Origin of the sequence: Brachybacterium sp. (assembly GCF_036379615.1) — a bacterium.
Classification (GTDB): domain Bacteria; phylum Actinomycetota; class Actinomycetes; order Actinomycetales; family Dermabacteraceae; genus Brachybacterium.
In genome coordinates this window covers 1-21640 of record NZ_DASVGJ010000010.1, presented here as the reverse complement: position 1 = coordinate 21640, position 21640 = coordinate 1, and the positions used below count along the sequence as shown (strand labels likewise).

Genomic DNA, 21640 nt, shown 5'->3' with positions numbered 1-21640 from the left:
GGTGCCAGCCCGGCACCCGTCAGCCGTCGGTGCTCTCCCGCAGCGAGGGCTTCTTCTGCAGGGCGCTCAGCCCGTGCCAGGAGAGGTTCACCATCCTCGCGGCGACGACCTCCTTGGCGGGCTTGCGGGTCTCGAGCCACCACTGGCCGGTGTACGCCACCATCCCCACCAGCATCTGCGCGTAGAGGGTGGCGTCGCGAGAGGGATAGGAGTGGAGCTTCAGCTGGGTGGCGAGGATCTCCTCGACCCGCTGTGCGACATCGGTGAGCAGCGAGGAGAAGGTGCCCAAGGAGTGGCTGACCGGGGAGTCCCGCACGAGGATCCGGAACCCGTCCTCGTTCTCGTCGATATAGGAGAGGAAAGCCAGCGCCGCGCGCTCCATCAGCACTCGAGGATGGGCACGCTGGTTCTTGAGCGAGTCCTCCAGATCGGCCAGCAGCGTGGAGACCTCACGGTCCACGACCACCGCGTACAGCCCCTCCTTGCCGCCGAAGTGCTCGTAGACGATCGGCTTGGAGACCTTCGCCCGTGCCGCGATCTCCTCGACGGTGGTCATGTCGAAGCCCTTCTCGGCGAACACGCGCCGACCTACCGCGACCAGCTGTTCGCGCCGTTCCTTGCCGGACATGCGTGTGGACCGACCGCGAGGGGCTTCCTTCTCCGCCATGGCCGGAGTCTCCCACAACCGGTGACCCCATGGTCATCGGGTGCGACGTGGGTCCGGCGCGGGGTCCCCCCGCAGGCGGTGCAGGGACGACGCGGGGGATGACGTGAGGCCTGTTCGGACACGGCGAGGGGCCGGTTCGGGCACCGCGCAGGGCCGGCTCGCAGGCGGGGGGGGGACCGCGTCCGGCCACCGCGCGACGAACGATAGGATCGGGCCGCGCCTGCGGCGCCGCCTGCATCTGTCGGTGCCCGGAGGGGTCGATGCTGCGGCGGCCCGAGGGTCGCGATCCGCCATGGTGTAATCGGCAACACCTCAGATTTTGGTTCTGAAGTTTCAGGTTCGAGTCCTGATGGCGGAACGCCCGACGCCCAGCGCCTCGTCCCCGCGGCGAGGTCGCAGGACGACCGCGGCGCTGCCGCATGCCCCACCCGTCGTAGATCCCGAGGAGCCGCAGACGTGGGAACCGAAGAGACCCCTGCCCCCGCCGCTGTGATCGTCCTGGCAGCCGGTGCCGGGACCCGCATGAAGTCGCGCAGACCGAAGGTCCTGCACGAGATCGGGGGCAGATCCCTCCTCGTGCACGCAGTGACCGCCGCCGAGGGCACCGGCCCCGCGGAGCTGGTGGTGGTGCTCCGGCACGAGCGCGAACGCGTCGCCGCGCACCTGGGTGAGCATGCCTCCGAGGTGACCGTCGCCGATCAGGACGACATCCCCGGCACCGGGCGCGCCGTGCAGTGCGGTCTCGAGCAGGTCTCCGCGCAGCAGGGGACGGTGCTGGTCACGTACGGCGATGTGCCGCTGCTGGACCCCGCCACCCTGCGCGAGCTGGTCGCCGCCCACGAGGGCGCCGCCGCCGCCGTCACCGTGCTCAGCGCCCGGGTCCCGGACCCGAGCGGCTACGGCCGGATCCTGCGCAGCGAGGACGGCGCCGAGGTGCTGGGGATCGTCGAGCACAAGGACGCCGACGACGCCCAGCGCGAGATCGACGAGATCAACTCCGGCATCTACGCCTTCGACCTGGCCGTCCTGCGCGACGCGCTCGGCCGCATCGGCACGGACAACGCCCAGGGCGAGATGTACCTCACCGATGTGCTCTCGATCGCGCGCGAGGACGGCCGCTCCGTGCGCGCCGTCGTCACCGAGGACGTGATGATGGTCGAGGGCGTGAACGACCGCGTGCAGCTCGCCCAGCTCGGCGCGGAGATGAATCGCCGCACTCTCGAGCGGCACATGCGCGCCGGGGTCACCATCGTCGACCCCTCCACCACCTGGATCGATGCCGATGTGACCATTGCGCAGGACGCGGTGATCCTCCCAGGTGTCCAGCTGCACGGCGCCACCGACATCGGCGAGGAGGCCGTGATCGGCCCGGACACGACCCTGCGCGACACGGAGGTGGGGGCCGGGGCCGAGGTGGTCCGCTCCCATGCGCTGCTCGCCGTCGTGGGCCCGGGCGCGACCGTCGGCCCCTTCTCCTACCTGCGGGCAGGGACCGATCTCGGGGCGAAGGGCAAGATCGGCGGCTTCGTCGAGACGAAGAACGCCCGGGTCGGAGAGGGCGCGAAGGTGCCCCATCTCAGCTACATCGGCGACGCAGAGATCGGTGAGGGCACGAACATCGGCGCCGGCACGATCGTGGCGAACTACGACGGTGTGAACAAGCACCGCACCACGGTGGGCCGCCACGTGCGGGTCGGCTCGCACAACGTGCTGGTGGCGCCCGTCACGATCGGGGACGGAGCGGCGACCGGCGCTGGCACCACGGTCCGCAAGGACGTTCCTGCCGGAGCACTGGGAGTGAACGCCGTGTCCCAGCGGAACATGGAAGGATGGACCCTGCGACGCCGTGCGGGGACCGCGGCCGAGGCAGCGGCGCGAGCCGCCCTCGGCACTGACGATGAGTCCGCTGCCAGGACGCCTGCAGACACTGCCGCCGACGAGCACAAGGAGCACGAGCAGCGATGAGCGGAATCGTCACCACCGGGGAGAAGCGCCTGGTCCTCGCCTCTGGACGGGCCCACCCGGTCCTCGCGCAGGAGGTCGCCGCCGAGCTCGGCGTCGAGGTCCTGCCGATGGACGCCTGGGACTTCGCCAACGGCGAGATCTACGTGCGCTACGGCGAGTCCGTGCGCGGCACCGACGTCTTCGTGCTGCAGTCCCACCCCGCGCCCATCAACACCTGGGTGATGGAGCACCTCATCATGATCGACGCGCTCAAGCGCGCCTCGGCCAAGCGGATCACGGCGATCGCGCCCAGCTTCCCCTACGCCCGCCAGGACAAGAAGCATCGCGGTCGCGAGCCGATCTCCGCCCGTCTGGTGGCGGACATGTACGAGACCGCGGGCATGGACCGCATGATCTCCGTGGACCTGCACGCCCCGCAGGTGCAGGGCTACTTCGAACGGCCTGTCGACCACCTGATGGCGCTGCCGATTCTCGCGGATTACATCCAGGAGAAGTACGGCCAGGAGGACATCGCCGTGGTCTCCCCGGATGCCGGGCGGATCCGGGTCGCGGAGCAGTGGGCCAAGCGGCTCGGAGGCGTCAACCTCGCCTTCATCCACAAGTCCCGCGACCCCAAGCGGCCCAACCAGGCTGTGGCCAAGCGTGTGATCGGTGATGTCACCGGCAAGACCTGCATCCTGGTGGACGACATGATCGATACCGCCGGCACCATCGTGCAGGCGGCCGACGCCCTGGTCGCCAACGGGGCTGATTCGGTGGTCATCGCGACCACACATGCGATCCTCTCCGATCCGGCGACCGAGCGGCTGAAGAACAGCGCGGTGCGCGAGGTCATCTGCACCAACACGCTGCCGGTCCCGGCCGAGAAGCAGTTCGACCGGCTCACCCAGCTCTCCATCGCCCCGCTGCTGGCCCGCGCGATCCGCGCGGTCTTCGACGACGGCTCCGTGACCAGCCTGTTCGATGGTGAGGTCTGATCGACGTACTGCGAGGTACGAGCGGTAGGAGATCAGGCGGTGGGGTCGAGGTCTGATCGACGTACTGCGAGGTGCGAGCGGTAGGAGGTCAGACGGTAGGGCCGAAGTCTGATCGAGTCACCTCGCACGGGGGACACAGCATGAGACCCCGCCTCCTCGGGAGGCGGGGTCTCGTGCTGTGCGAGGTCCTGCTCAGGTCAGGAAGCGGTTCCCCTTGACCAGCCGCTTCCACTGCGTGCCGAGCCCCACGTGGTCCCCGGCGGCGAGTCCGGCCATCGCGATGACGGCGACGGCCAGCAGCAGGTGGGTGTCGTAGAGCGGGTTCGAGGCGATCGGGAAGGCCGCGAGGTACATCAGGGTGTACATCGCCGCGGCGGAGACCGTGGCCACGCGGGTGGCGATGCCGAGCATGAGAGCGAGGCCCACGCCCAGCAGCCCGAGCATGAACAGCACGTCCGTGAGCGGGTTGATCGAGAGGAAGAACTCCCAAGCACCTGCGAAGGGGTTGCCGTTCGCGATCGATCCGCCCAGGAAGCCGCTGGTGGGCGAGCCGCCGTTCCGCCAGGCCGCCTCGACAGGGGTGGCGAAGCCGAGGCCGAAGAGCTTGTCGAGGAAGGCCCACAGGAAGGTGAAGCCGACCATCAGTCGTGCGATGCCGAGGACTGTGTAGCCCCACCCCTTCTTCTCTGTCCCGACGGTGGCATGTGAGGGTGCGGCAGCGGTGGGGTGGGATCCGGATGCGGCGGGAACAACGGTGGCGGCAGTCACGTCTGGTGCCTTTCGGTCGGTCCCGGAGGGGACGCGGTACGGGGTGTTGTGACATCTGCACAATAGGGACCGCGGAAGAGCGTCCGCGGGGACCTAGGTCACTGATTCCGGCCTCCGACCTGCAGGGACGTAGGTCCTTCTCGGCGGGGGAGGGGTGTGGTGGCATGGCCCGGGCAGCGGCCGACGGGGCCGCGGCGCCCGGACATGCGGCACCCCTCACGTTCCGTCTCCCGGACCCTGGTCGCGTGCTAGTCTCACCGGGTCACTTCGGCGAGGGAGCGGGCAGCAGCCCCTCCGTGATCGACGCGGTGCGGATCTCCGGGAGCACGCTCCCAGTGCCCCGTGGCGTCGCTCATCGTCGAGCCACCCCTCTACGAGGAGCACCCCCATGGCTGAGAAGCTGAACGTCGAACTGCGCGAGGACTTCGGCAAGGGCGCCTCGCGCCGCCTGCGCGCCCAGAGCCGTGTCCCCGCCGTCCTGTACGGCCACGGCGAGGACCCCATCCACCTGTCGCTGCCCGGCCACGAGACCGCGCTCGCGGCCCGTAACCCCAACGCGCTGCTCGAGCTCGAGCTCGCGGGCGGCGAGAAGCACCTGGCGCTGATCAAGGAGATCCAGCGTCACCCTCTCAAGCGCTCCCTGAACCACCTCGACCTCATCACCGTCCGCAAGGGCGAGAAGGTCGAGGTCGAGATCCCGGTCGTCCTCATCGGTGAGCCCGTCGCACCGTCCGCGGCGTTCGTGGACCTGCAGACCCTCACCCTCTCGGTCGACGCGCTCAACGTCCCCGAGCAGGTCGAGGTCTCCGTCGAGGGCGCCGAGGACGGCTACCAGCTGTTCGCCGGCGACGTCACCCTGCCGGGCGACTCCGAGCTGGTCACCGACGCTGAGATCCTCGTCGTTTCCGTGGCGCTGCCCCGCGTCGAGGAGGAGCCCGCTGAGGGCGAGGCCGCTGAGGGCGAGACCGCCGAGGGCGAGTCCACCGAGGAGTCCGCCGAGGAGGAGTGACCCTCCGGAGCAGCGGTCCGGACCACCCCGGTGGCCGGGCCCCGCTCCGTTGCTCACACCCCAGGCCCCGGGGCGTCGCGCACTGCGCGGCGCCCCGGTACCGTGTCCGGGGTCGTGCGACCTCCCACAGGCTGTCGCGCATCCCAGAGAGCAGGCCCGTCCCGATCGGCGCGTGAACCGGTCGGACCGGACCGCGCCGGCAGACAGCACCGAGCCGGCGCCCGGCAGCAGCGAGGAGCACCCCATGACCGAGAGCGGACGTCGCCCCGGCCCCTACCTGGTCGTGGGGCTCGGGAATCCCGGCTCGAAGTACGCCGCGACCCGGCACAACGTCGGCCAGATGGTCCTGGACCACATCGCCGACGCCGGCGGCGGCCGCTTCGCCGCGGCCCGGCGCGCCCAGGCCGTCGTGCTCGAAGGCCGTCTCGGCCTGCCGGGCAGCGACGAGCGCGTCATCCTCGCCAAGACCACCACCTACATGAACGTCTCCGGTGGCCCCGTCAAAGCCCTCGCCGCCTACTACGACATCCCGGCGGAACGGGTCATCGCCGTGCACGACGAGGTCGACATCCCCTTCGACGCGGTGCGGCTCAAGCTCGGCGGCGGCGAGGGCGGGCACAACGGGCTGCGCGACATCAGCAAGGCGCTCGGCACCAAGGACTACCTGCGGGTGCGCGTGGGCGTCGGCCGACCCCCGGGCAGCCGCGACACCGCAGATCACGTCCTGGCCCCCTTCAGCTCCACCGAGCGCAGGTCCCTCGAGATGCTCGTCTCCGACGCGGCCGACGCCGTCGAATCCCTGATCCTCGAGGGCCTCACCGCCGCGCAGCAGCGCTTCCACTCCCGAGAGACCCGATGACCGCTCAGAGCACCGCCCCCGAGACGTCCACCGCACGCCCACCGCTGAGTCCGCTGCTCGACCAGCTGGCGTCCGGGCGTGATCTCACCGCCGCCCGAGCCCTGATCGAGGAGGGCGCGGAGAGCGGGGAGGGCGGCAGCATCGTCGCCGCGACCGGGCTGTTCCCCTTCCTCGTGGCGGATCTCGCCCGTCGCGCCACCGCCGAGCAGCCGCTGGTGATCGTCACCGCCACCACCCGCAGCACCGAGGATCTGCGTTCGGCGCTCTCCGCCCTGGTGGGCACGGCACACCTGGCCGAGCTGCCCGCCTGGGAGACCCTGCCCCATGAACGGCTCTCCCCGCGGGCAGACACCGTCGCCAAGCGGCTCTCGACACTGCGCCGGATCGCGCATCCCGAGACCGAGGACCCCGCGCACGTGCTGCTGATGCCCGTCCGCTCCCTGCTGCAGCCGATCGCCACGGGCCTCGGGGATCTGCGACCCGTGCGCGCTGCGGTGGGCGACACCTATGCGCTCGAGGACATCGAGCGCGACCTGGTCGATGCCGCCTACGTGCGGGTCGACATGGTCGAGAAGCGCGGCGAGTTCGCCGTGCGCGGCGGGATCCTCGACGTCTTCCCGCCCACCGAGCCGCACCCCGTGCGCGTGGATCTGTTCGGCGACGAGATCGACGACGTCCGCTACTTCTCCGTCGCCGATCAGCGCTCCCTGGACCCTGCCCCGCGGGGCCTGGACGCCCCGCCCTGCCGCGAGATCCTGCTGACGCCCGAGGTGCGCGAACGCGCCCGGGCCCGCGCCGAGGAGCTTCCCGGGGTGCGGGATCTGCTGCTGCGGATCGCCGACGGCATCGCGGCCGACGGCATGGAGTCGCTCAGCCCCGTCCTCGTGGACGGGATGGAGCAGGTCGCCGACGTGCTCCCCGCCGGTGCCCGCTTCCTCATCGTGGACCCGGAGAAGGCCCGGGCCAGGGCCGACGAACTGGTCGCCACCACCGACGAGTTCCTGGCCGCGGCCTGGTCCAGCGCCGCCGCCGGCGGAGGACTGCCGATCGACGTGGGGGCGGCGAGCTTCGTGCCTCTTTCCGAGGCGAAGGGCCACGCCCGCGACGGCGGTCGACCCTGGTTCACCCTGGCCGCCTTCGGCCTGGACACCGACGTGGACCTCACCACCTCCGCGATCACGCATCCCGGCTACTCCGGCAAGCCCGGCGACGCCGCGAAGGACCTCGAGCGCCGCCGGGCCGAGGGCTGGTCGGTGCTGGCCACCATGGTCGGCCCCGGCGGTGCGCGGCATGTCGCGGAGAACCTCCGCGCCGAGGGGCTTCCCGCCGTCTTCAGCGGCGAGCTCGACGCACCCGTCGCCTCCGGCGAGGCCGTGGTCACCGTCGGCCCCTTCGTCGAGGGGCTCATCCTGGAGGATCTCCGGCTGATCCTCGCCGCCGAGCGCGACCTCACCGGCAAGTCGGGGGCGCGCCGCGGCGAGGAGCGCAAGATGCCCTCGCGTCGCCGCAACGTCGTCGATCCGCTCCAGCTCCGCCCCGGGGACCACGTCGTCCATTCCCACCACGGCGTGGGCCGATTCGTGGAGATGACCAGCCGCACCGTCGGCGCCGGTGCCAAGCGCACCACTCGCGAGTACCTCGTCATCGAGTACGCCGCCTCGAAGAAGGGCCAGCCCGGGGACCGCCTCTACGTCCCCAGCGACCAGCTCGACCAGGTCACGAAGTACGTCGGCGGCGAGGAGCCGAGCGTCAACCGGATGGGCGGCGCGGACTGGGCGAAGACCAAGTCCAAGGCGCGCAGGGCGATCCGCGAGATCGCCGACGAGCTGGTGCGGCTCTACTCCGCGCGCCAGTCCGCCCCCGGGCACGCCTTCGGCCCCGACACCCCGTGGCAGCGGGAGCTCGAGGACTCCTTCGAGTTCGTCGAGACCCCGGACCAGCTCTCCACCATCGAGGACGTCAAGGGGGACATGGAGAAGTCCGTCCCGATGGATCGGCTGATCCTGGGCGATGTCGGCTACGGCAAGACGGAGATCGCGGTGCGCGCCGCCTTCAAAGCCGTCCAGGAGGGCAAGCAGGTCGCCGTGCTCGCCCCCACCACCCTGCTCGCGCAGCAGCATCTGGACACCTTCACCGAGCGGTACACCGGCTTCCCGGTCACCGTGCGCGGGCTGTCCCGGTTCCAGAACCCCGCGGACTCCAAGGCCACCATCGACGGTGTCGCGGACGGCAGCGTCGATGTGGTGATCGGCACCCACCGTCTGCTCACCGGCAGCGTGCGCTTCAAGGACCTGGGCCTGCTGATCATCGACGAGGAGCAGCGCTTCGGCGTCGAGCACAAGGAGACGCTCAAGGCGCTGCGCACGAATGTCGACGTGCTCTCGATGTCCGCGACCCCGATCCCTCGCACCCTCGAGATGGCGGTCACCGGGATCCGTGAGCTCTCGATCCTGGCGACCCCGCCGGAGGAGCGCCATCCTGTGCTCACGTACGTCGGCGCCCAGGAGGACAAGCAGGTCACCGCCGCCATCCGTCGTGAGCTGCTGCGCGAGGGCCAGGTCTTCTACATCCACAACCGGGTCGAGGACATCGACCGGGTTGCCGCCCACCTGCGCGAGCTGGTGCCGGACGCCCGGGTCCAGGTCGCCCACGGCAAGATGAACGAGCACCAGCTGGAACGGGTGATCGTCGACTTCTGGGAGCGGGACTTCGACGTGCTGGTGTGCACCACCATCGTCGAGACCGGCCTGGACATCGCCAACGCCAACACCCTGATCGTGGAGAACGCGGACAGGTTCGGGCTCTCGCAGCTGCATCAGCTGCGCGGTCGCGTCGGCCGCTCGAGCGAGCGGGCCTACTCCTACTTCCTCTACAACCCGTCCAAGCCGCTCACCGAGCTCGCGCACGACCGCCTCACCACCCTGGCCACCAACACCGACCTCGGCGCCGGCATGAAGGTGGCGATGAAGGACCTCGAGATCCGCGGCGCCGGCAACCTGCTCGGCGGCGAGCAGTCCGGGCACATCGCCGGGGTCGGCTTCGACCTCTACGTGCGGATGGTGGGGGAGGCGGTGGCGGCCTTCCGCGGCGAGAGCACCGCGCCGGAGAAGGAGATCCGCGTCGAGCTGCCGCTGGACGCTCACGTCCCGCACGACTACATCGGCTCCGAGCGACTGCGCCTGGAGGCCTACGCGAAGCTCTCCGCAGTGCGCGAGGTCTCCGAGATCGAGCAGATCCGGGCCGAGCTCACCGACCGCTACGGCACCCCACCGGCACCCGTCGAAGTGCTGCTGGACGTGGCACGCTTCCGGATCGATGCCCGCACGGCCGGCGTCGACGAGGTCCAGGCCCAGGGCAAGATGATCCGCTTCGCCCACCTCGAGGTCCCGGACTCCGCCGCGCTGCGGATGAAGCGCCTGTACCCGGGGACGGTGCTGAAGCCCGCGACCCGCCAGGTGATGGTGCCGCGGCCGATGACCGCCCGCTTCGGCGGCACGGAGATGCGGGACCATGACCTGCTGGAGTGGGCGCGCGAGGTGCTGCGCACGCTGGTCCCCGCCGCGGCGGAGCAGATCGGCCCGCCCACGGTGAGGGCCGTCGCCGAGTAGCCTCGCTCCCGTGAGCGAGCCGCAGACCCCCCACGAGCACGAGCACGAGCACGAGCACGAGCACGGACTCGAGCGTGATGTCGAGCTCGGACGTGAGCGCGATCTCGAGCGCGGACCGGGGCGCAGGCACGTGCCGGAGCAGACGCCGATCCGCGGGGACGATCCCGGAGCCGGAGCCGCCCGGCCCGGCCGAGGCAGCGCTCTGCTGCGCGCCGTGGAGGTGATGGAGGCGCTGCGGGCGCCCGACGGGGACGCCTGGACCCATCAGCAGAGCCACGTCTCGCTCGCCCGCTACCTGCTCGAAGAGACCCATGAGGTCCTGGAGGTGATCGACGACCCCGCCGCACATGGGCCAGGGGCTCTCGCCGACGAGCTCGGTGACCTGCTCTTCCAGATCCTGTTTCATGCCAGAGTGGGCGAAGAGGAGGATCCGCCGTGGGACGTCGACGACGTCGCCCGAGCGTTCGTCACGAAGATGGAGCGCCGCAATCCCCACATCTTCGGGGAGCGTCCGGAGCAGGCCCTCGAGAACCGGGAGGACGTCGAGCAGATCATCGCCCAGTGGCATGCCGTCAAGGCGGCGGAGAGTGCGGCGAACGGTGGCCGTCGCAAGGGCTGGTTCGACGGGATACCTGCCGACCTGCCGTCGTTGCAGACCGCGGCGAAGGTCGTGCACCGTGCGCGTTCCGAGGGGCGGCTCACGGAGCTGCTCGAAGCCGCTGACGCCGCCGCCGGCGCAGAGGACGCTGCGCGATGGAGCGGGGACCTCTCCCGCTCGCTGCTGGATCTGGTGGTCGTCGCCGAATCCCGGGACGACGATCCCGAGACGGCGCTGCGCGCCCTGCTCTCCCGCACCCGGCGGATCCTCGACGCAGACGCAGACGCAGACGCAGACGCAGACGCAGACGCAGACGCTCCAGCCGGCCCGGACCGGCAGGCTCCGGCGACCGAGCGCCCCGCCACCGAGGGCACTGAGGATCGTGATCCCGGTGTCTCGGCCTAGACTGTCCGATGGACGGTCAGCGCCGACCGGCCGTGACGGAACTTCACCCGAAGGAAGGAACAGCCCATGGCAGCCCTGATCGATGCCCTGCACGCCCGCGAGATCCTCGACTCCCGAGGAAACCCCACCGTCGAGGTGGAGATCCTGCTCGACGACGGCACCTTCGCCCGTGCCGCCGTGCCCTCCGGCGCCTCCACCGGCGCCTTCGAGGCCGTCGAGCGCCGCGACGGCGACAAGGCCCGGTACCTGGGCAAGGGCGTCCTGGACGCCGTCGGCGCCGTGGTGGCCGACATCCAGCCGAAGATCCTGGGCATGGACGTGCAGGAGCAGCGCGCGATCGACGCCGCGATGCTCGAGCTCGACGGCACCGCGAACAAGGGCACCGTCGGTGCCAATGCCATCCTCGGCGTCTCCCTGGCCGTCGCCCGTGCCGCGGCCGATTCCGCCGGGATCCCGCTCTACCAGTACGTCGGCGGCCCCAACGCCCACGTCCTGCCGGTCCCGATGATGAACATCCTCAACGGCGGCTCCCACGCGGACTCCAACGTCGACATCCAGGAGTTCATGATCGCGCCGATCGGTGCGGAGACCTTCTCCGAGGCCATGCGCGTCGGCGCCGAGGTGTATCACGCGCTCAAGGCCGTGCTGAAGGAGCGGGGCCTGGCCACCGGTCTGGGCGACGAGGGCGGCTTCGCGCCGAACCTCGACTCCAACCGCGCAGCGCTGGACCTGATCGTCGAGGCCATCGGCCGCGCCGGGTTCGAGGCGGGCACGGACGTCGCCCTGGCGCTGGACGTCGCCGCCTCCGAGTTCTTCGAGAACGGCAGCTACCTGTTCGAGGGCCAGAAGCGGACCTCCGCCGAGATGGTGGAGTACTACGCGGAGCTCGTCGACGCCTACCCGCTGGTCTCGATCGAGGACCCGCTGGATGAGGACGACTGGGAGGGCTGGAAGGCCATGACCGATCGGGTCGGCACCAAGACCCAGCTGGTCGGCGACGATCTCTTCGTCACCAACCCCGAGCGTCTCGCCCGCGGCATCGCCGAGGGCTCCGCGAACGCGCTCCTGGTCAAGGTCAACCAGATCGGCTCGCTGTCCGAGACCCTCGACGCGGTGGATCTCGCCCACCGTGCAGGCTTCAAGGCCATGATGTCCCACCGCTCCGGTGAGACCGAGGACACCACCATCGCCGATCTCGCCGTGGCCACCAACTGCGGTCAGATCAAGTCGGGCGCCCCCGCCCGTGGCGAGCGCGTGGCCAAGTACAACCAGCTCCTGCGCATCGAGGAGGAGCTGGGGGAGGCCGCCCGCTACGCCGGTGCCGACGCCTTCCCGCGTTTCACCGCCTGAGCTCCCCAGGACGAGGTTGTAACCTCGTCCCATGAGCAGCAGACGACCGGGCGCCCCGCGATCGACGAGGCGCCCGGTCCCTGCGTCCGGAGGACGACGCCCCGGGGCACGGACCAGCTCCCGCCCCTCCGCGACCGGCTCACGCTCCGGCTCCTCGAAGAGCTCCCGCTCTCGCGGTCCGGCCGCGGCCTCCCGCCCCGCGGCCGCGCCGGCGAACGGCCCGGAGGAGGACGGCCCCGGCATCACCATCACGCGGCGCACGCTCGCATTGGTCGCGCTGGTGGTCGTCGCCCTGGCCGCACTCGTGCCGACGGTCAACACCTACGTCGCGCAGCGCCAGCAGCTCGCGGAGCTGCAGACCCAGGTCGGCCAGCAGGAGGAGCAGGTCGAGGATCTGCGCGAGCAGGTCGCCCGCTGGGAGGACCCCACCTATGTCGCCGCCCGTGCACGCGAGCGGCTCCTGTTCGCGATGCCGGGCGAGACCCAGTACCGGCTCACGGACACCTCCGGCCGCGACGTCCCCCTCACCGAGGCCGAGCAGGCTGCGGAGGCCGCGAAGGAGGGGGAGTGGTTCTCCGTGCTCTGGGAGAGCGTGGAGGGCTCCAGCCGACTCACCCCCGAGGACATTCCCGACGAGACCGGGTCGACCGACGACGACGTCTCCGAGCAGGACCCCGCCGACGACACCACCGATCAGGATCCCGACCAGTGAGCACACTGCCCCCTCTGCCTTTCGAGAGCCCCGCGACGGAGCATGACCACGAGGTGATGCGCGCGCAGCTCGGACGCGACATGCGCGGCGTCGTCTCGATCGCGCGCCGCTGCGGCTGCGGCCGGCCGGCCGTGGTCCGCACCGCTCCGCGGCTCGAGGACGGCACCCCCTTCCCGACCTCGCTCTACCTGACTCTGCCCTGGCTCACGTTGGAGATCTCGCGCCTCGAGGCCATCGGCCTGATGGCCGAGCTCACCGAGCAGATCGAGCAGGATGACGAGCTCGCCGCCGCCTACCAGCGCGCCCACGAGCGCTATCTCGCCCGTCGGGCGGAGATCGGCCGGGCGGAGGAGGTCGACCATGTCAGCTCCGGGGGCATGCCCACCCGGGTGAAGTGCCTCCACGCGCTCGCCGGTCAGGCGCTCGCCGAGGGGCCGGGTATCAACCCGATCGCCGACGCGGTGCTGCCGAGGATCGAGGGCGTCGTGCCGGCGCTGCTGTGCCGCTGCGAGGACGAGGCCGCGACGGACGAGGCAGGGACGGGCGAGGCAGGGACGGACGAGGCAGGGACGGACGAGGCCGCGACAGATGAGGACGCTGCGGGGGAGACCCGATGAGCGCCCCCGTCGCCGCGATCGACTGCGGCACCAACTCGATCCGGCTCCTCATCGCCCGACGGGACGAGGCGTCCGGGGCCGTCGTCGACATCGAACGGCACCTCGAGATGGTCCGCCTGGGGCTCGGCGTGGACCGCACCGGACGCTTCGACCCGGTGGCGGTCGAGCGGACGCTCGACGCCGCGCGCGGGTACCAGACGCTCATCGAGCACCATGGCGTCGCCGTGCAGGACGTCCGCTTCGTCGCCACCTCCGCGACCCGTGACGCCTCCAACCGGGACGACTTCATCGAGGGCATCCGCGGGATCCTCGGCGTCACCCCCGAGGTGATCAGCGGGCAGGAGGAGGCCGCTCTGTCCTTCCGCGGTGCGGTGAGCACCGTCGCGGACCTTCCCGAGGGGCCCCGGCTGGTCGTCGACATCGGCGGGGGATCCACCGAGCTGGTGCTCGGGATCACGGCGCCGACCCATCGGATCAGCATGGACATCGGCTCGGTGCGTCTGACCGAGCGGCACCTCGCCTCGGACCCGCCCACCGAGGCCGAGATCGCGGCGGCCGTCGGCGACATCGACGACCACCTCGAACGGGCTGCGGCCGTGGTGCCCCTGGCACGCGCCGCCGCCCTGGTGGGTGTCGCCGGAACAGTGACGACTGTCACTGCCGTCGCCTCCGGCCTCGAGGACTATCGTCCTGAGGTCACCCATGGAGCGACCCTGAGCGTCGACGAAGTGGCCGAGGTGTGCGGCGAGCTGCTCGGTGAGACCCGCGAGCAGCGTGCGCGGCGAAAGGTCATCCACCCTGGTCGCATCGATGTCATCGGGGCAGGCGCACTGATCTGGGCGCGTGTCGTGGAGAGGGTCGCGGCAGAGGCGCAGCTCACCGTGACCCGCACCAGCGAGCACGACATCCTCGACGGACTGGCGCAGGATCTGCTCGACCGGGTGCCCTGACCCGGGGGTGCTCACCAGGCGGGCTCTTTTGTGTCAGGGCCTTCGCGGTTCTAGGCTGTGCATATGACCAATACTTTCGGCGGCAAGCCCCATGTCCTCATCCTCGGAGGCGGTTCCGTCGGTCTGACGACCGCGTCCGAGCTGCGCAAGACCCTCGGCGCGGAGGTCGCGATCACGGTCGTGGACCCGCGCCCGTACATGACCTACGCGCCCTTCCTCCCCGAGGTCGGCGCCGGCAGCATCAACCCGCGCGACGTGCTCGCGCCCCTGCGCAAGGTGCTTCCCGGCGCCAAGGTCGTCACCGGTTCGGTCTCCGCGATCCGCAGTGCGGAGAACACCGTCGTGGTGGACCTCGAGGATGACGAGAAGCTCGAGATCGCGTACGACTACCTGGTCGTCGGGCTGGGTGCGGTGCCGCGCCTGCTGCCCATCCCGGGCCTCGCGGAGAACGCGATCGGCTTCAAGCAGATCGAAGAGGCGACCGCTGTCCGCGACCGGATCCTGGCGAACCTCGCCGAGGCCGCGACCACGAAGGACCCGGCCGTCCGCAAGCGCCTGCTGACCTTCACCTTCATCGGCGGCGGCTTCGCCGGCGGCGAGGCGGTCTCCGAGGCCGAGGACATGGTCCGCGACGCCCTGCGCTACTACCCCGATCTGCACGCCTCGGACATCCGTTTCGTGCTCGTCGACGGTGCACCCTTCATCTTCCCCGAGCTCACCGAGGATCAGCGCGCCTATGTGCTGAACCAGCTGCGTGAGCGCGGCATCGAGGTCAAGCTCGAGACGTTCCTCAACTCGGCCGAGAACGGCGTCATCAAGACCAGCGACGGCGACGAGTTCGAGACCGACCTGCTGGTCTGGAACGCCGGTGTGAAGCCCGCCCCGGTGCTCTCGGACTCCGAGGTCTCCGACCTCCCGGTCGTCACCGAGCGCGGCCCGCTCATGGGCAAGCTCGAGGCGCTCGCGGACCTGCGGGTCAACGGCGTCGACGGCCCGCTGGAGAACGTCTTCGCCGCCGGCGACTGCGCCGCGGTCCCGGACCTGGCCTCCGGGGAGGGCAAGTTCTGCCCGCCCAACGCCCAGCACGCAGTGCGTCAGGCCAAGCGCCTGGCCGACAACATCGCGCGCTCCGTCCAGGGGCGCCCGCTGGTGGACTACTACCACAAGAACCTCGGCGTCATGGCGACCCTCGGCATGTACAAGGGCGTCGCTCGCCTGCAGCTGGGCGACAAGGAGGTCGACGTGCGCGGCCTCCCGGCCTGGGTCATGGCGCGCTCGTACCACGTGTACGCGATGCCCACCCTGGGTCGCAAGGCATCCGTCATCGCGGGCTGGGCCACCAACCTGATCTCGCGCCGCGACATCATCGGCATCCCGCAGAGCGAGACGCCCCGCGCGGCCTTCGAGTACGCCGCGAACGCCGGCAAGAAGAAGTGATCCGGCCGGGAGCGCCTGCCTGAGCAGGCACTCCCGTCCCCTCGCAGCGAACGCTGCCGTACACACGATGTACGGCAGCGTTCGTGCGTCCGGGGAGGTGCAATGAGCGTCTATGCTCGGTATCGCCAGAGAACGCGCAGAAACGACCAGCGGTGACCCGGACAAGGCGTGCCGTGATGAAGGGCAGGACTATGGAGATCCACATCGTGGCCGATGCCGCCGCCGGTGCGCACGTCGTCGCTGACGTCTTCACCCGTACGCTGCAGGAGGCAGGGGAGTCCGGCGCGGTGCTGGGGCTCGCGACCGGATCCTCACCGGTCCCGGCCTACGCCGAGCTGATCCGTCGCCACCGCGAGGACGGCCTCTCCTTCGCCCGTAGCCGCGCCTTCCTGCTCGACGAGTACGTGGGTCTGCCCGCAGGGCACGAACAGAGCTATCACCGCTTCATCCGGGAGAACTTCACCGCGCACATCGACATCGACGATGCCGCGGTCGTCTCCCCGGACGGTGCCTCGAGCGATCCCGTCGGCGAGGCGGCGTCCTACGACCGACGGATCGGCGAGGCCGGGGGAGTGGACCTGCAGATCCTCGGGATCGGCTCCAACGGTCATATCGCGTTCAACGAGCCCGGCAGCTCACTGTCCTCCCGTACCCGAGTGGTCGGACTGACCCGTTCCACGATCGAGGACAACGCCCGCTACTTCTCCAGCGCGCAGGAGGTCCCGCTCCGCGCGCTCAGCCAGGGCCTGGGCACGATCCTGGAGGCTCGGCGGATCGTGCTGACCGCCTCCGGGGAGGGCAAGGCAGAGGCGGTCGGGAAGCTCGTCGAAGGCGCGATCAGCGCTCGCTGGCCCGCGACTGCTCTGCAGATGCACCCGGATGTCACCGTGGTGGTCGACGAGGCCGCGGCCTCCCGGCTCGAGCTCGCGGACTTCTACCGCTACTCGCGACGGCTCGACGTCGAGCACCCGCTGCACGCCCGCGGCTGAGCCCGCGCGACAGCGCCCTCACCGAAGCGATCTCACGGCAGCGCTCTCACCGCAGCGACGGCTCGGCACCGCCCTCACAGCAGGAACCGGGAGATCGCGCACGTCCGCCCCTCGGGCGCTGGCCCGGGAGGAGCTGGCGGATACGATTCCTCCCATGCAGCAGGCTGATCCCCCCTCCTCCCAGACCGCCATCGCCGTCGACACCGCGCCCCGGTCCTCCCTGGACCGCTACTTCAAGATCTCCGAGCGCGGATCGACCGTGGGTCGGGAGATCCGCGGCGGGCTGGTCACCTTCTTCTCGATGTGCTACATCGTGGTGCTGAACCCGCTCATCATCGGTACCGTGCCGGACTCGACCGGGATGTATCTCGGTGGTGGCACCGAGCCGAACCTGCCTGCGGTCGCCGCGGGCACGGCGCTCATCGCGGGCCTTCTGAGCCTGGTGATGGGGGTCTGGGCGAAGTTCCCCCTGGCCCTGGCCGCCGGGCTCGGTTTGAACGCCTATCTGGCCTACTCCGTCGTCTCCCTGCCGGGGATGACCTGGGGCGGTGCGATGGGCCTGGTGCTCCTCGAGGGCATCGTCATCCTGGTGCTGGTGCTCACCGGCTTCCGCCGGGCCGTCTTCAACGCGGTTCCGCCCTTCCTCAAGACGGCGATCGCCGTGGGCATCGGCCTGTTCATCGCGTTCCTGGGGCTGTTCAACGCGAAGTTCGTGACCAGCGCAGCCGGCACCCCGGTGCAGCTGGGCAACGACGGCTCGCTCACCGGCTGGCCCACCTTCGTGTTCGTCACCGGGCTGCTGCTGATGTTCGTGCTGTGGATCCGGAAGGTGCCCGGCGCGATCCTCATCGCGATCGTGACGGCGACCGTGCTCGCCCTGGTGATCGAGAAGGTCCTGCATCTCGGCGCATTCACCCCCGCTGCCGGTGAGGATCCGGGCAACCCCGCCGGTTGGGCGATGAACGTCCCAGCGATCACGGGCCCGCCGATCCAGCTGCCCGACTTCGCGACCCTCTTCACCGTCGACCCGATCGGCGGCATCACCGCCGCCGGTGTCATCGGCGCCAGCGTGATCGTCTTCTCCCTGCTGCTGGCGGACTTCTTCGACACCATGGGCACGATGGTCGGGGTGGCGTCCGGTGCGGGTCTGGTCGACGAGGCCGGAGACATCCCGCATTCCCAGCGGATCCTGGTCGTGGACTCGGCGGCCGCGATCGCTGGCGGCATCGGCGGCGTCTCCTCGAACACCAGCTTCGTCGAGTCCACCTCCGGGGTGGCCGAGGGTGCCCGGACCGGCCTCTCGGCCGTGATGGTCGGCGGCCTGTTCCTGCTGACCACCTTCTTCTCGCCGCTGGTCGCGATGGTCCCCTACGAGGCGGCCACCCCCGCACTCGTCATGGTGGGCTTCCTGATGATGACTCAGATCACCGATATCGACTTCACCGATGTCGAGGTCGCGGTCCCGGCGTTCCTCACGATCATCCTCATGCCGTTCGCATACTCGATCACGGTGGGGATGGGCGCCGGCTTCGTGATGTACGTGCTGATCCGCGTGGTCCGCGGCAAGGCACGGGAGATCCACTGGCTGATGTATCTCATCGCGCTGCTGTTCGTCGCGTACTTCCTGCGCGGCGCGATCGAGGGTCTCCTGCTGTGAGTGTGCGGGAGCCCGCCCCGGAGGAGGCCCCCGACGAGGCCGGTCCCGCAGCTGATCGTGCTGAGGGGCGGACCGCCGAGTTCGCTGACGGGCCGACCGCCGAGCTCGCCGCCGAGCTCCAGCGGGTGCTGCTGGTGTCCTCGCGCATCCTGCGTTCCCAGTCGGCCTCGGGTGACGTCTCTGCGCCGCAGTTCTCGGTCCTCGCCTACCTCGAGCGCACCGGCGAGTCCACACCGGGCGCGCTCGCGGACTTCGAGCACGTCAGCCCTCCGGTGATGACTCGGATCCTGGGCCGTCTGGAGCAGGCGGGGCTCGTGAGCCGGTCAGCGCATCCCGGAGACGGTCGTCAGGTGAGGGTGACCCTCTCCGAGGAGGGGAAGCAGGTGGTGCTCGCGGGCCGCGAGCATCGGGATGCCTGGCTCCGAGAGAGGATCGATGCCGCCTCGCCGGATCAGCGGGCGTCGCTGCGCGAGGCGGCAGAGGTGCTGCGGGAGATCCTCATCCCGCCTCGCCAGTGACTCTTCCTGCGGAACCAGGACGAGGACGGCCGGAGCATCCGCGCGGGTGCTCCGGCCGTCCTCGTCGGTCGCGTTCTCAGGCGTCGGCGGTGGCATCCAGCACGTGGTCGAGCACGGCGATCAGCGCCGCCACGTCCTCCTCGCCCACCGCGGGGAAGGTCGCGATCCGCAGCTGGTTGCGGCCGAGCTTCCGATAGGGCTCGATGTCCACCACTCCGTGGGAACGCAGCACGGACGTGATGGCGGTGGCGTCGATGCTCCCGTCCACATCCAGCGTGGTCACCACCTGGGATCGGGACGCCGCATCCGTGACGAACGGCGTGATCTCCTCACGTCGCGATGCCCAGTCCTGCAGCATGCCGCTGGTGGTCCGGGTCCGCTCGTCCGCCCAGGACAGGCCGCCCCGTGCGAGCAGCCAGTCGATCTGCTCGGCGAGCAGGACCAGGGTCGCCACCGCCGGGGTGTTCAGGGTCTGGTCCTTGCGGGAGTTGTCGATCGCGCTGGTGAGCGACAGGAACGACGGGATCCACCGGCTTCCGTCTGCCGCGAGGCGCTCCGCCCGGGCGATCGCCACGGGGGAGAGCACGCTCAGCCAGAGGCCGCCGTCGGAGGCGAAGGCCTTCTGGGGCGCGAAGTAGTACGCGTCGGTCTGCGCGACGTCCACTGCGGCGGCGCCGGCCACGGACGTCGCATCCACGAGCACCAGCTGGTCCTCGCTCGCCCCGGCAGGGCGCCGCACCGGGACCATCACCCCGGTCGAGGTCTCGTTGTGCGGCCAGGCGTAGGCGTCGACATCGGCGTTCGCCCGGGGCGAGGGGCAGGTGCCGGGCGCCGCGGACAGCACCTCGGGCTCCCCGAGATGCGGCGCGCCGGCGGACTCGGTCGCGAACTTCTGGGAGAACTCCCCGAGCACGAGGTGCTGGGAGCGGCGCTCGATCAGGCCGAACACCGCCATGTCCCAGAAGGCGGTGGACCCGCCGTTGCCGAGCACCACCTCGTAGCCCTCGGGCAGCTCGAACAAGGAGGACAGCCCCGCGCGAATGCGACCCACGAGCTGCTTGACCGGTGCCTGCCGGTGTGAGGTGCCCATCACCGTGCGGGAAACGGACTGCAGCGCCTCCATCTGCTCTGCGCGGATGCGAGAGGGACCGGAGCCGAAACGACCGTCGCCGGGCAGCAGCTGCTCGGGAATGGACAGAGCGCGGAGGGCATCGGTGCGAGCAGTGCTGGCTGCGGTCATTCGGAGTCTCCTCATGAAGAGTGGGCCGTGGGCGCCGACGTGCTGGGCGCCGCCCCCATTGTTCCAGCGCCCGAGCCTACTGCCGAGCGCGGTCCGTGAGCGCGGCGCAAGAGCGCGGCCCACGAGGCCGGTCCGTGAGGGCGAACCGGCATGCGAGGATCTAGGCATGAGCCGTGCCGATCTGGAGAAGCAGCCGTACGACGTCGCCACGATGTTCGACGGCATCGCCAAGCGCTACGACCTGATGAATGACGTCGCGGCGCTGGGACAGGTGGGGATGTGGCGCGATCTCATGGTCGACGCACTGCAGATCGCTCCCGGCGCGCAGGTCCTGGACCTCGCCGCCGGGACCGGGACGTCTACGACGGCGATCGCACAGGCAGGAGCCCAGGTGGTCGCCGCGGACTTCTCGCTCGGCATGATGGCCGAGGGGCGCCGGCGCGGTGCACCGGTCCCGTTCGTGGGGGCCGACGGACAGCATCTGCCCTTCGCCGACGACTCCTTCGACGCAGCGGTCATCTCCTTCGGGCTGCGCAATGTGCATGAGCCCCGCCTGGCGCTGGCCGAGATGGTCCGGGTGGTGCGCCCCGGCGGCCGCGTGGTCGTCTGCGAATTCTCGACCCCGACGTGGGGACCGTTCCGCACCGTCTACGAGAAGTACCTGCTGCGCGCACTGCCGGCGGTCGCCGGCACGGTCGCCACGACCGTGGATGCCTACGAGTACCTCGCCGAGTCGATCCTCGAATGGCCGGACCAGGAGCAGCTGCGGGCATGGTTCCTCGCGGCCGGTATGGAACAGGCCCAGTACCGCAACCTCAGCGGTGGAATCGTCGCCCTCCATCGCGGAGTCGTCCCCGCCACCTGAGGCGGTTCGGCCCCTTCAGGAGGAGGCCCGCCCGGTGACGAGCGCGAAGCGCGCACAGCCTCGCCACCTGCACGGACGTTCCCACAGGCGGGGTGTGGTCGAGGCCACTTCGAAAAGGGGCGTTCTGGCTTGACGGGGTGTTGGGGGGTGCGTAATGTTCTTCCTCGTGCCCCGGACAACGGGAACGAGGAACGGACATGGATCCGGACCGAGATTCCCGCACTGACCAGGCATGCTAGGTCTTCCGAGAGAGGATCGCGGCGCGGATCACACCGCAGCGATTTGACTTGGGGAGCTGGGCCGCATAGGTTAGCGGAGTTGCCTCGGAACGGAAGCCCGGAAGGGTGAGTAGGACTGAGTGCGCGTGTTGCTTGATATCTCAATAGCGTGTCTGTTTGTTGATGCCATTTAGTTTGAATGGCAATTTTATAACGGATGATACAGCAGTT

General features: G+C 70.2%; 18 protein-coding genes and 1 tRNA gene. 16 read left to right on the top strand and 3 right to left on the bottom strand.

What is annotated here, in order from left to right; genetic code table 11:
- Nucleotides 1-19 precede the first annotated feature (19 nt).
- Nucleotides 20-667, bottom strand: coding sequence for a TetR/AcrR family transcriptional regulator (locus VF289_RS02740; RefSeq protein ID WP_330880848.1), 648 nt, complete (start codon nucleotides 665-667; stop codon nucleotides 20-22).
- A 286-nt stretch (nucleotides 668-953) separates the two neighbouring features.
- Between VF289_RS02740 and VF289_RS02735 the strand changes: the two genes are divergently transcribed.
- From VF289_RS02735 to VF289_RS02725, 3 genes are all read left to right on the top strand, one after another.
- Nucleotides 954-1025, top strand: a tRNA-Gln gene (locus VF289_RS02735).
- Between the two features lie 98 nt (nucleotides 1026-1123).
- Complete coding sequence (gene glmU, locus VF289_RS02730) at nucleotides 1124-2632, top strand: bifunctional UDP-N-acetylglucosamine diphosphorylase/glucosamine-1-phosphate N-acetyltransferase GlmU (protein WP_330880846.1); 1509 nt, start codon at nucleotides 1124-1126, stop codon at nucleotides 2630-2632.
- The gene (locus VF289_RS02725) at nucleotides 2629-3609 is read left to right on the top strand and encodes a ribose-phosphate diphosphokinase (protein ID WP_330880844.1); all 981 of its coding nucleotides are present in this window, start codon (nucleotides 2629-2631) and stop codon (nucleotides 3607-3609) included. The genes glmU and VF289_RS02725 overlap by 4 nt, the downstream gene beginning before the upstream one ends.
- Before the next feature lie 192 nt (nucleotides 3610-3801).
- Here VF289_RS02725 and VF289_RS02720 read toward each other — a convergent pair whose 3' ends face one another.
- Complete coding sequence (locus VF289_RS02720) at nucleotides 3802-4377, bottom strand: hypothetical protein (protein ID WP_330880842.1); 576 nt, start codon at nucleotides 4375-4377, stop codon at nucleotides 3802-3804.
- 388 nt (nucleotides 4378-4765) lie between these two features.
- Between VF289_RS02720 and VF289_RS02715 the strand changes: the two genes are divergently transcribed.
- From VF289_RS02715 to VF289_RS02660, 12 genes are all read left to right on the top strand, one after another.
- Nucleotides 4766-5386 (top strand): 50S ribosomal protein L25/general stress protein Ctc, encoded by a 621-nt coding sequence (locus VF289_RS02715; protein ID WP_330880840.1) that lies wholly within the window; start codon nucleotides 4766-4768, stop codon nucleotides 5384-5386.
- Nucleotides 5387-5630: 244 nt separating this feature from the next.
- Nucleotides 5631-6245, top strand: coding sequence for an aminoacyl-tRNA hydrolase (pth, locus tag VF289_RS02710; protein ID WP_330880838.1), 615 nt, complete (start codon nucleotides 5631-5633; stop codon nucleotides 6243-6245).
- Nucleotides 6242-9853: a transcription-repair coupling factor gene (mfd, locus tag VF289_RS02705; RefSeq protein WP_330880836.1), complete on the top strand. Its 3612-nt coding sequence runs from the start codon at nucleotides 6242-6244 to the stop codon at nucleotides 9851-9853. The genes pth and mfd overlap by 4 nt, the downstream gene beginning before the upstream one ends.
- A gap of 10 nt (nucleotides 9854-9863) precedes the next feature.
- The gene (locus VF289_RS02700) at nucleotides 9864-10856 is read left to right on the top strand and encodes a MazG nucleotide pyrophosphohydrolase domain-containing protein (protein ID WP_330880834.1); all 993 of its coding nucleotides are present in this window, start codon (nucleotides 9864-9866) and stop codon (nucleotides 10854-10856) included.
- Between the two features lie 66 nt (nucleotides 10857-10922).
- On the top strand, nucleotides 10923-12206 hold the full coding sequence (eno, locus tag VF289_RS02695) for a phosphopyruvate hydratase (RefSeq protein ID WP_330880832.1): 1284 nt from the start codon (nucleotides 10923-10925) through the stop codon (nucleotides 12204-12206).
- A 31-nt stretch (nucleotides 12207-12237) separates the two neighbouring features.
- Nucleotides 12238-12918: a septum formation initiator family protein gene (locus VF289_RS02690; RefSeq protein WP_330880830.1), complete on the top strand. Its 681-nt coding sequence runs from the start codon at nucleotides 12238-12240 to the stop codon at nucleotides 12916-12918.
- Entirely contained in the window at nucleotides 12915-13535 is a 621-nt protein-coding gene (locus VF289_RS02685) for a DUF501 domain-containing protein (RefSeq protein WP_414644430.1), read from the top strand. Before VF289_RS02690 ends, VF289_RS02685 begins: the two co-directional genes overlap by 4 nt.
- Nucleotides 13532-14485 carry a Ppx/GppA phosphatase family protein gene (locus VF289_RS02680; protein WP_330880828.1) on the top strand — a complete coding sequence of 318 codons (954 nt, stop codon included), beginning with the start codon at nucleotides 13532-13534 and terminating at the stop codon, nucleotides 14483-14485. The genes VF289_RS02685 and VF289_RS02680 overlap by 4 nt, the downstream gene beginning before the upstream one ends.
- Nucleotides 14486-14548: 63 nt before the next feature.
- Entirely contained in the window at nucleotides 14549-15922 is a 1374-nt protein-coding gene (locus tag VF289_RS02675; RefSeq protein ID WP_330880826.1) for an NAD(P)/FAD-dependent oxidoreductase, read from the top strand.
- Nucleotides 15923-16113: 191 nt separating this feature from the next.
- Nucleotides 16114-16911: a glucosamine-6-phosphate deaminase gene (nagB, locus tag VF289_RS02670; protein ID WP_330880894.1), complete on the top strand. Its 798-nt coding sequence runs from the start codon at nucleotides 16114-16116 to the stop codon at nucleotides 16909-16911.
- A 154-nt stretch (nucleotides 16912-17065) separates the two neighbouring features.
- Complete coding sequence (locus VF289_RS02665; RefSeq protein WP_330880824.1) at nucleotides 17066-18568, top strand: NCS2 family permease; 1503 nt, start codon at nucleotides 17066-17068, stop codon at nucleotides 18566-18568.
- Nucleotides 18565-19086, top strand: a complete 522-nt coding sequence (locus tag VF289_RS02660) for a MarR family transcriptional regulator (protein WP_330880822.1) — start codon at nucleotides 18565-18567, stop codon at nucleotides 19084-19086. The genes VF289_RS02665 and VF289_RS02660 overlap by 4 nt, the downstream gene beginning before the upstream one ends.
- Nucleotides 19087-19162: 76 nt before the next feature.
- On the opposite strand, the gene serC is transcribed toward VF289_RS02660, so the two are convergent.
- Entirely contained in the window at nucleotides 19163-20326 is a 1164-nt protein-coding gene (gene serC / locus VF289_RS02655) for a phosphoserine transaminase (RefSeq protein WP_330880820.1), read from the bottom strand.
- Between the two features lie 166 nt (nucleotides 20327-20492).
- On the opposite strand from serC, the gene VF289_RS02650 reads away from it, so the two are divergent.
- Nucleotides 20493-21191: a demethylmenaquinone methyltransferase gene (locus VF289_RS02650; protein WP_330880818.1), complete on the top strand. Its 699-nt coding sequence runs from the start codon at nucleotides 20493-20495 to the stop codon at nucleotides 21189-21191.
- The last annotated feature ends 449 nt before the right edge of the window (nucleotides 21192-21640 follow it).

Bases quoted from the DNA above. Each gene is read 5' to 3' on its own strand.
- VF289_RS02740 (WP_330880848.1), bottom strand. From the start codon at position 667: ATGGCGGAGAAGGAAGCCCCTCGCGGTCGGTCCACACGCATGTCCGGC.
- VF289_RS02725 (WP_330880844.1), top strand. From the start codon at position 2,629: ATGAGCGGAATCGTCACCACCGGGGAGAAGCGCCTGGTCCTCGCCTCT.
- VF289_RS02715 (WP_330880840.1), top strand. From the start codon at position 4,766: ATGGCTGAGAAGCTGAACGTCGAACTGCGCGAGGACTTCGGCAAGGGC.
- pth (WP_330880838.1), top strand. From the start codon at position 5,631: ATGACCGAGAGCGGACGTCGCCCCGGCCCCTACCTGGTCGTGGGGCTC.
- mfd (WP_330880836.1), top strand. From the start codon at position 6,242: ATGACCGCTCAGAGCACCGCCCCCGAGACGTCCACCGCACGCCCACCG.
- eno (WP_330880832.1), top strand. From the start codon at position 10,923: ATGGCAGCCCTGATCGATGCCCTGCACGCCCGCGAGATCCTCGACTCC.
- VF289_RS02690 (WP_330880830.1), top strand. From the start codon at position 12,238: ATGAGCAGCAGACGACCGGGCGCCCCGCGATCGACGAGGCGCCCGGTC.
- VF289_RS02680 (WP_330880828.1), top strand. From the start codon at position 13,532: ATGAGCGCCCCCGTCGCCGCGATCGACTGCGGCACCAACTCGATCCGG.
- VF289_RS02675 (WP_330880826.1), top strand. From the start codon at position 14,549: ATGACCAATACTTTCGGCGGCAAGCCCCATGTCCTCATCCTCGGAGGC.
- nagB (WP_330880894.1), top strand. From the start codon at position 16,114: ATGGAGATCCACATCGTGGCCGATGCCGCCGCCGGTGCGCACGTCGTC.
- VF289_RS02665 (WP_330880824.1), top strand. From the start codon at position 17,066: ATGCAGCAGGCTGATCCCCCCTCCTCCCAGACCGCCATCGCCGTCGAC.
- serC (WP_330880820.1), bottom strand. From the start codon at position 20,326: ATGACCGCAGCCAGCACTGCTCGCACCGATGCCCTCCGCGCTCTGTCC.
- VF289_RS02650 (WP_330880818.1), top strand. From the start codon at position 20,493: ATGAGCCGTGCCGATCTGGAGAAGCAGCCGTACGACGTCGCCACGATG.